Origin of the sequence: Pseudoduganella namucuonensis (assembly GCF_900116645.1) — a bacterium.
In the GTDB taxonomy this organism is placed as follows: Bacteria; Pseudomonadota; Gammaproteobacteria; order Burkholderiales; family Burkholderiaceae_D; genus Rugamonas; species Rugamonas namucuonensis.
On the sequence record NZ_FPBO01000003.1, the window covers coordinates 330387 to 343400 of the forward strand.

14 protein-coding genes are annotated in these 13014 nt (G+C 69.1%); 9 read left to right on the forward strand and 5 right to left on the reverse strand.

What is annotated here, in order from left to right; translation table 11 throughout:
* Window positions 1-132: 132 nt before the first annotated feature.
* The 4 genes from BM436_RS05420 to BM436_RS05435 all read right to left on the reverse strand — a co-directional run bounded on the left by BM436_RS05420 (window position 133) and on the right by BM436_RS05435 (window position 6742).
* A complete protein-coding gene (locus BM436_RS05420; RefSeq protein ID WP_229489108.1) occupies window positions 133-897 on the reverse strand; it encodes an N-acyl amino acid synthase FeeM domain-containing protein in 765 nt (254 codons plus the stop codon).
* Window positions 898-1004: 107 nt separating this feature from the next.
* Window positions 1005-3776, reverse strand: a complete 2772-nt coding sequence (gene prsT / locus BM436_RS05425; RefSeq protein WP_093554302.1) for an XrtA/PEP-CTERM system TPR-repeat protein PrsT — start codon at window positions 3774-3776, stop codon at window positions 1005-1007.
* A 120-nt stretch (window positions 3777-3896) separates the two neighbouring features.
* Complete coding sequence (locus BM436_RS05430; RefSeq protein WP_093554304.1) at window positions 3897-5159, reverse strand: pyridoxal-dependent decarboxylase, exosortase A system-associated; 1263 nt, start codon at window positions 5157-5159, stop codon at window positions 3897-3899.
* Complete coding sequence (locus BM436_RS05435) at window positions 5156-6742, reverse strand: acyl-CoA ligase (AMP-forming), exosortase A system-associated (protein ID WP_093554306.1); 1587 nt, start codon at window positions 6740-6742, stop codon at window positions 5156-5158. The genes BM436_RS05430 and BM436_RS05435 overlap by 4 nt, the downstream gene beginning before the upstream one ends.
* 112 nt (window positions 6743-6854) lie before the next feature.
* Here BM436_RS05435 and BM436_RS05440 point away from each other — a divergent pair, with 112 nt between their 5' ends.
* The 7 genes from BM436_RS05440 to BM436_RS05470 are packed head-to-tail and all read left to right on the forward strand — an operon-like array spanning window position 6855 to window position 11213.
* Window positions 6855-7868: a GNAT family N-acetyltransferase gene (locus BM436_RS05440; protein ID WP_093554308.1), complete on the forward strand. Its 1014-nt coding sequence runs from the start codon at window positions 6855-6857 to the stop codon at window positions 7866-7868.
* A gap of 2 nt (window positions 7869-7870) precedes the next feature.
* Window positions 7871-8119, forward strand: coding sequence for an acyl carrier protein (locus BM436_RS05445; protein WP_093554310.1), 249 nt, complete (start codon window positions 7871-7873; stop codon window positions 8117-8119).
* Window positions 8116-8991 (forward strand): hydrolase 2, exosortase A system-associated, encoded by an 876-nt coding sequence (locus tag BM436_RS05450; RefSeq protein WP_093554312.1) that lies wholly within the window; start codon window positions 8116-8118, stop codon window positions 8989-8991. Before BM436_RS05445 ends, BM436_RS05450 begins: the two co-directional genes overlap by 4 nt.
* Entirely contained in the window at window positions 8981-9829 is an 849-nt protein-coding gene (locus BM436_RS05455; RefSeq protein ID WP_093554314.1) for a hydrolase 1, exosortase A system-associated, read from the forward strand. Before BM436_RS05450 ends, BM436_RS05455 begins: the two co-directional genes overlap by 11 nt.
* 42 nt (window positions 9830-9871) lie before the next feature.
* Complete coding sequence (locus BM436_RS05460) at window positions 9872-10594, forward strand: tetratricopeptide repeat protein (RefSeq protein ID WP_143132977.1); 723 nt, start codon at window positions 9872-9874, stop codon at window positions 10592-10594.
* Between the two features lie 5 nt (window positions 10595-10599).
* On the forward strand, window positions 10600-10923 hold the full coding sequence (locus BM436_RS36940) for a hypothetical protein (protein ID WP_093554318.1): 324 nt from the start codon (window positions 10600-10602) through the stop codon (window positions 10921-10923).
* A 5-nt stretch (window positions 10924-10928) separates the two neighbouring features.
* The gene (locus tag BM436_RS05470; RefSeq protein WP_093554392.1) at window positions 10929-11213 is read left to right on the forward strand and encodes a 2Fe-2S iron-sulfur cluster-binding protein; all 285 of its coding nucleotides are present in this window, start codon (window positions 10929-10931) and stop codon (window positions 11211-11213) included.
* Window positions 11214-11216: 3 nt separating this feature from the next.
* On the opposite strand, the gene BM436_RS05475 is transcribed toward BM436_RS05470, so the two are convergent.
* A complete protein-coding gene (locus tag BM436_RS05475) occupies window positions 11217-11564 on the reverse strand; it encodes a hypothetical protein (RefSeq protein WP_093554320.1) in 348 nt (115 codons plus the stop codon).
* Between the two features lie 83 nt (window positions 11565-11647).
* Here BM436_RS05475 and BM436_RS05480 point away from each other — a divergent pair, with 83 nt between their 5' ends.
* Window positions 11648-11917 carry a ubiquitin family protein gene (locus BM436_RS05480; RefSeq protein ID WP_093554322.1) on the forward strand — a complete coding sequence of 90 codons (270 nt, stop codon included), beginning with the start codon at window positions 11648-11650 and terminating at the stop codon, window positions 11915-11917.
* Window position 11918: 1 nt separating this feature from the next.
* A complete protein-coding gene (locus BM436_RS05485) occupies window positions 11919-13010 on the forward strand; it encodes a WD40/YVTN/BNR-like repeat-containing protein (protein ID WP_093554324.1) in 1092 nt (363 codons plus the stop codon).
* The last annotated feature ends 4 nt before the right edge of the window (window positions 13011-13014 follow it).

The window sequence follows — 13014 nt, forward strand, 5'->3', positions numbered from 1 at the left end:
ATGCCTAAATTGTGGTCAGTTGTAATCACCGCAGAAATATAGCAGAGCTAGAAAACGAGGCGCACACGGCTGAAACGGAAAAACCGGCGGGATGGCGCAAGGAGGCGGGAGGCGGAGTGCCCTCCCGGGAAATCAATCCAATTTTAACAGACGGTTGGCCAGGCCGATTTCCTCGCGGCGGGAAAGAAAATACGGATACAGCGAACGCTCGCTGCCGGGGTGGGTGCTGGTGCCGCCCAGGCGGGCGATTTCAGCGTTCACATGCTCCATGCCGACCCACAGCAGGTAGGCCGGCGCGTCCACCCGCGGATTGCTGCGCAGCTCGCCGATGCGCCGGAAGCCCAGCATGGCCTCGTAATAGCGGCGGTGGCGCGGGTTGACCTCGATGAACACGTCGGTGCAGTGGTGCCGGTAGTGGGCGTAGATGAACAGCACGTGGAACAGCGAGGCCAGCGCCATCTTCGAACGCAGCGCCGGATCGAAGGCCAGCTTGGTGATCTCGCACACCTTGCCGCCGGCGGCGCGCACGCCCTGGATGTGGTCGTGGAAGATCTCGTCGGCCAGGATGCCGGCCTCGGAGTCGATGCCCAGCGTGACGGTGCCGATCACCATGCCCTTGTCGGTGGCCGACAGCGTGATGCGGTTGGGATTGGCCTCCACCTTGTGCTTGTCGCCATAGCCGCGCCAAGCGTACATCTTGTTGATCAGCATGCTGGCCGAGCTGCGGCCGGTTTCGGTGTCGGCCACGCGGATGGCGAAATGGTCTTGCTGCATGACCACCTCGCTGCCGGCGTGCCGCTCGCCGAGCTCCGGCTCCATGCACACCACGTGGCTGCGCGGCGGCGCCGGGCGCGGCGCGGACGCCTCGTCCAGCGGGGCGGGGGGGGACTGGTCCATGGGGTTTTCTCCTCGACGGTATGGGACGCGATACAGCGGGCTGATCAATATGCTAGCACCAGCCCAGCCGTCCCGCCAGCGGCGAAAGTGTTTCCCGCGCCACGAGCTTATTGCAATTGCTTCAGCAGCGAGCGGGCGTCGTCGGCTTGGGCGAAGCTCCGGCCGCCGGCCAGCGCCTGCTCCAGTTCGCGCCGCGCGCCGATCTTGTCGCCCGACTTGTACAAGCCCATCGCCAAGTGGTAGCGGATGTCGCCCGCCTGCGGCGCCTTGGTGCTGGCCTGCTGCAGCAGCGACAGGCCGCGCTTGGCGTCGCCCTGCTCGACCAGGATCCAGCCCAGCGTGTCCATGATGGCCGGCTCGCCGCTGGCCAGTTTGTAGGCCTGCTCCGCCGTCGCCAGCGCGCGCTTGTCGGTGCTCTGCTGGTAGGCGTAGGCCAGGTTGTTCAGCACGGCCGCATCATTGGGCCGCAGCTTGAGCACGGCCTCCAGCTGCTCGGCGGCCTGCTTGAACTGCTTGTCGTTGATGGATTGCTCGGCGCGGTACATCTGCAGCCGGGCGTCCTGCGGCTGGGCGGCGATCGCCTGCGCCAGGCGCTTGTCGCCATCGGCGCCCTTGCCGCTGGCGCGCAGCGCCGCCACAGTCTTTAGAAGCACCTCGTTGGACTTGAGCAGGGCATAGGCCTTCTCGTACTTGGGCAGCGCCAGCGCCGCCTTGTCCTGCGACATCTGCACGTCGCCTTCCAGCACGTAGCCGCCGGCCGCTTCCGGGTATTTGGTCTGCAACTGGCGGGCGATGGCGACGGCCTGGTCCGGCTGCTTCTTGCGCACCAGCAGCTCGGCGTGCGCCGTCTGGGCCGCCGGGAAGTCCGGCTGCAGCGCCAGCGCCTTTTTCAGATCGTCCTCCGCCGCGCCCTGGTTGCCGAGCATCATGTGCACGCCGGCCAGCTGCAGCTGGGCCTGGGCCGACTTGGGCCGCGCGGCGGCCAGCTTGCTGTAGCTTTCCAGCGCGCCGCTCTTGTCGTCGGTGGCCAGCTGGCTCTTGCCCAGCAGGTCCAGCAGTTCGGGGCTGTTCGGACTGGCCAGCTGCATCTTGCGCGCCAGCGCCAGGGCCTTGTCCTGCTGCCTGGTCAGCAGGTACTGGTTGCCCAAGCGCAGCGCGGGCGCCAGCATCTCCGGGTTCTCGTTGTGCGCCTGCTCCATCCAGCCGGTCGCCTCGGGAATGTTGCGCTCCATCGCCGCCAGCGCGGCCAGCGACGTCATCGCCTCCACGTTCTTCTTGTTCTTCTCCAGGAAGGCTGTCAGGTGCTTCTTGGCGTCGGCCGGCTTCTTCTCCAACACGTCGAGCTGTGCCAGGTCGGCCACGGCCGGGAAGAACGAGGGCTGCAGCGCGAGCGCCTTCTCGAAGCTGGCGCGGGCCAGCGGCAGTTCCTTCCTGGCCACGTGCACCATGCCCTTCAGGTCGTGCGCGACGGCGTTGTCCGGATGGGCCTGCAGCACGTCGTTCACGGCCGCGTAGGCCTTGTCGAAGTTCTTCAAGCCCATCTGGGCGCGCACCAGGGCGATGCCGGCCTGGGCCGACTTGGCGTCCAGCTTGACGGCCGCCTCCAGTTCGCTGATGCCCTGGGCCTGGTTGCCCTGTTCCATCTTGCTCATGCCCAGCGAGGTGCGCAGCGTGGCGGCCTGCGGCGCCAGCGCGCTGGCCTTCTCGAAGAACTCGCTGGCCTTGCCGAAGTCGCGCGCCTGCATATAGGACTCGCCGGCCAGGGCCAGCAGTTGCACGTCGGTGTTGGGGCCCTTCAGCGCCGGCGTCAGCACGGTCAGCGCGTCCGGCGCCTGGCCGCTGCGCAGCAGCGTGGTGGCGAGCATCTTGCGCGCGTACATATTGCCCGGGTACTGCGCCAGGTATTTCTTCAAGTGCTGCTCGGCCTGCTCGGTGGCGCCCAGGTTCAGGTCCACGGCGCCGGCCAGCAGGATGGTCGGCATGTGCTCGGGCGCGGCGCGCAGCACTTTCTGCACGCCTTCCTGCGCCGCCGCGTTCTTGCCCTGCGCGAAGTCGAGCAGCGCCTGGGTGTAGATCACGATCAGGCTGTTGGGCGTGATCTTCTTGGCCGCTTCCAGGTCGGCCTGGGCCGCCTCGAACTTGCCGCTCGACAGCAGCAGATAGGCTTTTTCGATGTGGGCGGAGCGGTGCGACGGGTGGGCCGCCAGCACCTGGCCGTAGGCGGCGATGGCCGGCTCGATCTGGCGCTGGGCGCGCAGCAGGTCGGCCTTGAACATCATCGTGGCGGCGTCCTTGGGCGCGGCCGCCAGCGCCTGCTCGGCGTAGCGGGTGGCGCCGTCCGAGTCGCCGCCGAGGAAGGCCAGCCGGCCCTTGACGATCAGCGCGGCCGTGTACGCCGGTTGCGCCTGCAGCACGCGGTCGATCTCGGTGGCGGCCTGGTCGCGCTTGTTGAGCGCCAGGTAGGCCTCGGCGCGCGCCGTCAGCAGTTCCGGCCCGCCCTTCTTGGCCTCCTCCTCGGTCTCGTCGAGCGCCTTCTGGAACAGGTTTTGCGCGTTCAGCGACTTGGCCAGCAGGGGCATGGCCTGGTCCTTCGCGTAGTTCAGGGCGATCGCGCGGCGCACTTCCTTTTCGGCCGCCTGGCCGTTGCCGGTGTCGACATAGGCCAGCGCCAGCTGGTAGCGCGCCTCGGCGTCGTCCGGATTGGCCAGCAGGGCGTTTTTCAGCTGGATCATGCTGGCGTTGATGTCGCCTTTTTCCTTGTATTGCTTGGCCTGGGCCACCAGCGCCGCGCTCGATTCCTGTTTCTTGCAGCCGGCCAGGCCGGCGGCCAGCACTGAGACCATGGCGGCGAGCGCCAGCTTGTTTACGCGACGGGACATTGGGGTTTCCTTAAATGTGAAGGCTGCGGCGGATGGTCGGCCGGTCATCCGCAATGGTGGCATGTAACACGGCAGGTAGCAATAGGAATAGCAATCGGGCAACGCGATCGGGATGCCGCGTCAGGACGCCGCGCCGGACCTTCCCGCGCGGGGGCCGACCAGCACCTCGGCCGCCGCCGGATGGCCGAGGAAGCCCCCCGGGCTGGCGCTCAGGCCGTAGGCGCCCGATTGCAGCACCGCCACCAGGTCGCCGGGGCCGGCCAACGCCAGCTCCATCTGGTCGCCCAGCAGGTCCAGCGGCGTGCACAGCGGGCCGACCACGGAGGCCGTTTCGCGCTCGCCGCCGCGCACGCGGTTGCCGATCACCACCGGGTAGTTCTTGCGTATCACCTGGCCGAAGTTGCCGGACGCGGACAGGTGGTGGTGCAGGCCGCCGTCCGTCACCAGGTAGACGCGGCCGCGCGATTCCTTGCGCTCGATGACGCGGCTGACGTAGACGCCGGCCTCGCCCACCAGATAGCGCCCCAGTTCGACGACGACGCGCGCGCCCGGCAGCGCCGCGTGCACGGCCGGCAGCATTTCGGCCAGCCCTGCGCCGACGGCGGCCAAGTCCAGCCGCTCCTCGCCGGGGAAGTAGGGGATGCCGAAACCGCCGCCGATGTTGAGCGTGCGTAGCGGCGCCGGCGCATGCGGCGCCAGCGCCAGCGCCAGCGCGAAGGTCTTCTCGTGCGCCTCGCGCAGCGCGGCGGCTTTCAGGTTTTGCGATCCGCTGAAGATGTGGAAGCCGTGAAAGGCCAGCGGCAGCGCGCCCAGCCGCGCCAGCAGGGCCGGCACCAGCTCGGCGTCCACGCCGAACTGCTTGGGACCACCGCCCATTTTCATGCCGGACGATTTCAGCTCGAAGTCCGGATTGACGCGCACCGCCACTTGCGGCCGCACCCCCAGCCGTGCGCCGATGGCGGCGACCCGCTCCATCTCGGCGGCCGATTCCAGGTTCAGCACGACGCCGGCGGCCACCGCGCTGGCCAGTTCCGCGTCCCCCTTGCCGGGGCCGGCGAAGCTGATGTCGCACGGGGCGACGCCGGTGTCGAGCGCGACCCGCAGTTCGCCGCCGGAGGCGACGTCGATGCCGTCGACCAGGCCCGCCATGTGTTGCACCACGGCCGGCATCGGATTGGCCTTCATCGCGTAGTGCAGGGCGATGGCGGGCGGCAGGTGGCGCCGCAGCTCGGCCACGCGCGCGCTCAGCGCGCCGCGGTCGTAGGCGTAGAACGGGGTCTGGCCGACCCGCGCGGCCAGGCGCGCCAGCGGCACGCCGCCGATCTGCAGGCTGTCGTCGACGACCGGGAACTGGACAAGCGGCGCGTGCTGGGGGCGGGTCATGGCTGGGGCTCCGTGAAAACAGTGGCGTACAACAGGCCGAGCAGCTTGCGGTCGATCTTGCCGTTCGGATTGCGCGGCAGGCTGTCTTCCACCAGCACCACCCTCTGCGGCAGCATATAGGCCGGCAGGTGCGGCTTGCAGGCGGCCAGCAGTTCGGCCGCCGTCAGCGCCAGGCCCGGCCGGGCCTGGGCGATCACGACGATGGCCTGGCCCAGCGCCGGGTGGCCGACGCCGATCGCGGCCGCCTCGGCCACCCGGCCGCGCGCGTACACCACTTCCTCCACCTCGCTGGGGCTGACCCGGTAGCCGGAGGTCTTGATCATCTCGTCGTTGCGGCTGATGAAATACAGATAGCCCTCGTCGTCGCGGCGCACGGTGTCGCCCGACCACACCGCCATCTCCGTCGGCGCCAGGCCGGGCGCGGCCGGGTAGGGCTTGAAGCGCTCGGCGGTCTTGGCCGGATCGTTCCAATAGCCCAGCGACACCAGCGCGCCGCGGTGCACCAGTTCGCCCGGCTCGCCGGCGTCGCACTCGCTGCCGTCGGGCCGCAGCACCAGCACCTCGGCGTTCGGGATGGCCTTGCCCATGGAGTCGGGCCGCCGGTCCAGCTGGTCGGGCGGCAGATAGGTCGAGCGGAACGCCTCCGTCAGGCCGTACATCAGGTAGGGGCGGGCGTTCGGCAGCGCGCGGCGCAGCGCGTCCAGCGTGGGGCGTTGCATGGCGCCGCCCGAATTGGTCAGGTAGCGCAGGGTGCAGTCGGCCGGCCAGTCCAGCGGCGCCACCTGCAGCCACAGCGGCGGCACGGCGGCCAGGCCGGTGATGCGCTCGGCCACCACGGCCTTGAGCACGTCGCGCGCCAGCAGATGGTTCAGCAGCACGGCGGTGGCGCCCACGTGGAAGGCGGTGGTCAGCTGGCTCAGGCCGTAGTCGAAACTGAGCGGCAGCACCGCCAGGATGCGGTCGTCCGCCGTGTTTTCCAGGTAGCCGGCCACGCTGACGGCGCCGGCCACCAGGTTGCGGTGCGACAGCACCACGCCCTTGGGCTTGCCGGTGCTGCCGGAGGTGTACAGGATGGCGGCCATGTCGCCGTCGATCACGCGGTGCGGCGCGACGCCGGGCGGCGCGGCCAGCGCGCTGTCCCAGCCCAGCACGGAGACGCCGGGCACCTCGGGCAGGGCGGCGCCCGCGCCGCCCACCGCGATCACCATCGCCAGGCCCGGGCACGGCGCCAGGCCGGGCGCCAGCAGGCGCAGGCGGTCGGCGCTGGTCACCAGCACGCGCACGTCGCAGTCGGCCAGGATGTACGCCACCTGTTCCGGCTTGAGCAGCGGGTTGATCGGCACGAACACGCCGCCGGCGGCCGCCGCGCCGAACATGGCGGCCACGTTTTCCACGTTCTTTTCCATGTAGACGGCGACCCGCTCGCCGCGCGCCAGGCCGGCCGCCAGCAGGGCGTCGGCGGCGCCGCGCACGGCTTGCGCCAGCGCCGCGTAGTCCAGGCGGCGCTGGCCGTGGACCAGCGCCTCGGCCGCCGGCGCGCGGCGGGCGGAGGCAAAGATGAATTCGTGGATCAGGTCGCTCATGGGGTAGGAATGGTACGCGCGTGCGGGAATCCTGTCCATGGAAGCGCCGCCGCGTCGGGACCGCTATGCTAAAGTAACAACACATGCAGTATCCCACAACGCCGACCTCCCGATGACCTGGACCCTGACCCCGGCCGGCAACTACGCCAGCCATATCCCCCGTTGGAACGAATTGAACGCCGCCAGCGTCGCCTCGCCGCTGCTGGACGCGGCCTTCGTCGCGCCCCTGCTCGACCATTTCGGCACCGGCCGCGAGCTGCTCGCCATCTGCGAACGCGGCGGCCGCACGGTGGCCATGGCGCTGCTGGCGCCGCGCGGCAAGGGCGTGTGGGCCAGCTTCCAGCCGGCGCAGCAGCCGCTGTGCATGTGGCTGAGCGTCCCGGACGAGCCGCTGGCGCCGCTGCTGGACGGCCTGCTGCGCGCCTTGCCCGGCCTGCCCCTGCTGCTGGGCCTGACGCAGTGCGATCCCCAGCTGGCGCCCCGTCCGTCCGCCGGGGCGCGGCAGCGCACGCTGGACTATATCGACACCGCCCGCATCACGCTGGGCGGCGGCTACGACGCCTACTGGGAGGCGCGCGGCAAGAATCTGCGCGCTAACCTGAAGAAACAGCGCAACCGGCTGGAGCGGGAGGGCGTGGCCACGCGCTTGCAGCTGAGCGGCGCGCCGGAGGAGATGGCCGCCGCCGTGGCCGACTACGGCCGGCTCGAAAGCGCCGGCTGGAAGGGCGGGGAGGGCACGGCCGTCCACGCCGACAACGCCCAGGGCCGGTTTTACCGGGCCATGCTGGAGGCGTTCTGCCGGCGCGGGGCCGGCTGCGTGGCGCGCTACTGGTTCGGCGACCGGCTGGTGGCCATGGACCTGTGCGTCGAGGGGCCGGACAGCGTCGTCGTGCTGAAAACCGCCTACGACGAGAGCGTGGACAAGCACTTTTCGCCCGCGCTGCTGATGCGCGAGGAGAGCTTCCGGCTGCTGTTCGAGCGAGGACTGCAGAGCCTGGAGTTTTATGGCAAGGTGATGCCCTGGCATCTGCAATGGACTGACGAGGTGCGGACCATGTACCATATCAATTATTACCGCTGGCCATTACTGCGGCAACTGCATGCCAAGCGTTCATCCACGGAGTAGAAATGTATTTGCAAGAAGTAAAAACCATCCTCGCCGATATTCTGGGCCTGGGGGCCGCCGCCGACGCGCTGACGGCCGACTCGGCCCTGATGGGCAGCATTCCCGAACTCGATTCCATGGCCGTTGTGCAACTGCTGGCCGCGTTGGAGGAACAGTTCGGCTTCAGCATCGACGACGACGAGATCGACGCCGGCACCTTCGCCACGGTCGGCACGCTGGCCGCCTTCGTACAGCACAAACTCACGGCATGATCTTGCCGGGTTCCCACTCGCCAGCCACGCCTTCGAAGATTCCCTTCTTCCTGCGGGCTGCGGAGGGAACGCGTTTTTGCCTGTTCCACCCGCCGGCCGGCCTTTGCCGGGGCGCCCTGGTCTATCTCCATCCCTTCGCGGAGGAAATGAACAAGACACGCCGCATGGCCGCGCTGCAATCCCGCGCGTTGGCGGCACAGGGTGTGGGCGTGCTGCAGATCGATCTGCTCGGTTGCGGCGACAGCAGCGGCGATTTCGGCGACGCGCGCTGGGAGCTGTGGCGCGACGACGTGGCGCTGGCCATGCGCTGGCTGCGCGAACGGCTGGGCCGCGAGGTTGGCCTGTGGGGCTTGCGGTTGGGGGCGCTGCTGGCGGCCGATTGCGCCCGTTCGGACGCCGAGGGCGGCGCCATGCCCGCCGCCGACCGTTTGCTAATGTGGCATCCGGTGCACACCGGGGGCGCCTGTCTGACCCAGTTTCTGCGCATGCGGTTGGCGGCGGACATGCTGGACAAGCAGCACGCCGCCCGCAACTCCACCGCCGCTCTGCGCGCCGCCCTGCGCGCGGGCGCCGCGCAGGAAGTGGCTGGCTACGAGCTGACCCCCGCGCTCGCTGACGCCCTCGACGGCTTGGAGCTGGCTGTGCTCAGGCCGTCCTGCCCGGTGCACTGGCTGGACGTGGCGGTGTCCGCCGATCGCCCAATGTCTCCAGCCAGCAACAAAATCGTGGGCGCGTGGCGCGAGCAGGGCGTGCTGGTCGACGCTCAAGTGGTGGCGGGGCCGGCCTTCTGGGGAACGGCCGAGATCGCCGAATGTCCCGCGCTATTGGAGGCCACCGGCGCGGCATTGGCGGGAGCGATCGATGTTGTATGAGGAAGTGGCGCTGAGCTTCAGCTGCCGCGGCGATGCGCTGCTGGGTATCGTCAGCGTTCCAGAGCGGCCAAGCAGACGTGGTGTGCTGGTGTTGGTGGGCGGGGCGCAATATCGGGCCGGCAGCCACCGTCAGTTCACGTTGCTGGCGCGCTGCCTGGCGCAGCGGGGCATCCCTGTCATGCGCTTCGACTACCGGGGTATGGGCGATGGCGAAGGCTCGCAACGCAGCTTCGAGGATATCGCCGACGACCTGCGCGCCGCGATCGACCAGTTCATGGCCGGCGTGCCCGGCCTGAGCGAGGTGGTGCTGTGGGGTTTATGCGACGCCGCGTCCGCCGCGCTGTTTTACGCCGCGCGGGACGCGCGCGTGCGGGGACTGGCGTTGCTCAATCCTTGGGCGCGGGCCGAGGCCGGCTTGGCGAAGACCGTGCTCAAGCGCTACTACCTGCGCCGCCTGGGCGAACCCGCGCTGTGGCGGAAAGTGTTCAGCGGGCGCTTCGATTTTCTCGCTTCCGCCGCTTCGCTGGGGCGGCATGTGGCGGCGGTGCTGCCCGGGCGCCGCGCGCTCGCTGGCACGGGCACCGCTCCGCCTCTGGCCGAACGCCTGTACGCCGGACTGTACGGTTTTGGCGGACCGGTGTTGCTGATATTGAGCCCGGACGACATGACCGCCATGGAGTTTATGGAAATGGCCGGCGGCTCGCCACGCTGGCGCGCCCTGATGGCGGCGCCGCGTGTGACGCGGCGCGAACTCGCTGGAGCCGATCACACGTTTTCCAGCCGCGTTTGGCGCGATCAGGTCGCGGATTGGACGGGAACATGGCTGCTCTCATGGTAAATTAACGTTGGGAAACTTGCGTTGTTTAATCAGGGAGAGCGTATGAAGCGTGCAACGGTCCTCGCGGCCACCATCCTCATCGCCGCTGCTGGGTGTGGCGCGGCGGCGGCGGCGGCTCCGGGGGGCAAGGCCAGCTATTGCGGCAACGTCGGCGGAAGCAACGCGCCGGCAGTGTTCGACTACCGTAAGGGTAAGACGGAATACGCTATGCAGTTGGCGCAAACCGAGCGCAATTCTTTTTCGCCGGATGTGGAAAGCGGTGCGCGCGGCCCCTCTTCGGCGCAAGAACTGGATCGCACCTTGCAGATATTTCCCAACCATACGCCCGCTCTGGCTGCGCTGGCGCGTCTGGCGCTGAAGGAGAAGCAAGTCCGCCTGCCGGGAGCCAGCCTGCCGGTTGAGTGCTATTTCGACCGCGCCCAGCGCTTCGCGCCGGATGATGCTGCCGTCTACACCACCTACGCCAACTATCTGGTCGCGCTGGGGCTGAACGCCAAGGCTGTGGAGATGTACACGCGCGCCAGCGAGTTGGACCCGGCCAATCCTGTTATCAATTACAATCTGGGCCTGGCTTTGGTCAAGGCGCGCGATTTTGAGCGGGCCAACAAGCACGCCCAGCGCGCCTACGCCGCCGGCTTCCCCTTGCCCGGCCTGAAAACCATGCTGACGCAGGCTGGCCAGTGGCGGGAATTGCCGCCCGAGGCGGCCCCCGCGCCAGTACCGGTCGTGGAGGCCGCGGCCCAGCCCGAGCCGAAAAAGGAGTGACAGCCATGCGTTCCATCATCGCCGCCGCGCTGGCGGCCACGGTGTTCGCCGCGCCCGCGCTGGCGGCCCCGGCCCCGGCCCCCGATCCCCGCCTGGATGGCCTGAAGCAGGTCGAGCGCAGCGCTTGCGTGCGCGCCGGCAACACCGGACCGGGCGCGCCGAAAAACCTCAAGCTGGTGCCCAAGTATTGCGAGTGCGTGGCCGCCGCCTATTGGGACACCCTGCCCAGGGAAGAGGTGGAGGAGTTGATGAGCAGCGGGCGTTCCGAGGCCATGGAGCGGCGCAAGGCCGAGCGCATGGGCCGGGCGCGCGACGCCTGCCAGCGTTGACGGCCATGCGCGTGCGGCTGGCCGGCCAGGGCTGGGAATTCGACGCCGGCGCCGACACCACGCTGCTGATGGCGGCGCAACAGGCCGGCGTGCGCCTGCCCAGTTCCTGCCGCAACGGCACGTGCCGCACCTGCATCTGCAAGCTGGAAAGCGGCGCCATACGCTACCTGGTCGAATGGCCCGGCGTCAGCCTGGACGAGAAGCGGGAAGGGTGGATACTGCCGTGCGTGGCCGTGGCGCAGTCCGACCTGGAACTGGCGGTGCCGGCCGCGCGGCGGATCGAGCCTTAGCGCCTAGCCGCCGCCGTCTCCGGCGCCCCCGGCACCCTCGCCACCCTCGCCGCGCTTGCGCAGCCGGCTCAGCAGGGCATTGGCCGTGTCGCTCATCGGCAGGCCGTGGCGGCGCAGCAGCTGGATGTGCAGCACCATGTTCTCCAGCACCAGCTTGGCCGCCACCGCCAGCAGGGTCAGGCGGCGGTCCTCCTCGCTGAAGGACTCCATCGCGTCGGCCATCTCACACAGATGGGTCGCCACCAGGGCGCGCAAATCCTGTTCATCGAAAGGCAGGTCGGCGAAATCGATCGGGTCCTCCTGCTCCACTTCCTGCATCAGCGCTTCCAGGTCTTCGCGGGTAATCGACATCTGTGACTCCAGTGGTTGCCTTGATTGCATTTTAGCCCTAAGCGCGGCCGATCCGCGCTAGAATTTCCCCGAGGGGGATTACCTTGGCGCAGATTACCTTTACCCAGCAGCTGGCCCGTTTCATGCCCGTTCCGCAACTCGAGACCGGCGCCGCGGATCTGCGCGGCGCGCTCGACGGCGCCTTCGCCGGCAACCCGCGCCTGCGCGGCTATGTGCTGGACGAGCAGGGCCACCTGCGCGAGAACGTGGTCATCTTCATCGACGGCCAGCGCAGCCGCGACCGCGTCCTGCTGGACGACCCGCTGCGGCCCGATTCCCGGATTTATATCCTGCAAGCACTTTCTGGAGGCTGACATGGCTGAACGCGCATATATCGCGACCCGCAAGGGCTTGTTTGAGCTGGCCGCGAAGAATGGCGAATGGGCGCTGGAGGACCACCATTTCCTGGGCGACCCGGTCAGCATGGTCTTGCCGGACACGCGCGACGGCACCCTGTACGCCGCGCTCAACCTGGGCCATTTCGGCGCCAAGCTGCACCGGCGCGATCCGGGCGCCGAGACGTGGACCGAGATCGGCGTGCCGGAATACCCGGTCAAGCCGGAGGACAGCGCCGACAAGGTGGAATGGAAGCTGAAGCAGATCTGGTCGCTGGAGACGGGCGGCCCGGACGAGCCCGGCGTGCTGTGGGCAGGCACCCTGCCGGGCGGCCTGTTCAAGTCCGGCGACCGGGGCGACACCTGGCAACTGGTGGAATCGCTGTGGAACGTGCCCGAGCGCGCCCAGTGGATGGGCGGCGGCTACGACGTGCCGGGCATCCACAGCATTTGCGTCGACCCGCGCGACAGCCGGAGCATCCTGGTCGGCGTGTCCTGCGGCGGCGCCTGGCTGAGCAATGACGGCGGCGCCAGCTGGAGCATGCGCGCCAAGGGCATGCTGGCCCGCTACATGCCGCCCGACATGGCCGACCAGCAGGCGGTGCAGGACCCGCACCGCATCGTGCGCTGCCAGGCCGAGCCGGACAAGCTGTGGTGCCAGCACCACTGCGGCATCTGGCGCTCGGTCGACAATGGCGCGCTGTGGACGGAGGTGACGGATGTGCCGCTGTCGAGCTTCGGCTTCGGCGTCGCCGTGCATCCGCGCGACGGCGACACGGCCTGGTTCGCGCCCGGCGTGGCCGACGAGCGGCGGGTGCCGGTGGACGCGGCGCTGGCCGTGACCCGCACCGGCGACGGCGGCCAGGGCTTCGGCGTGCTGCGCAACGGCTTGCCGCAGGAGCATTGCTACGACCTGGTCTACCGCCACGGCCTGGCGGTGGCGGAGGACGGCAAGACGCTGCTGATGGCGAGCACCACCGGCAACGTCTGGCTGTCGGCCAACGGCGGCGACTACTGGCGCACCATCTCGACCACCATGCCGCCGGTGTACGCGGTGCGTTTCGCCGACTAGTGCT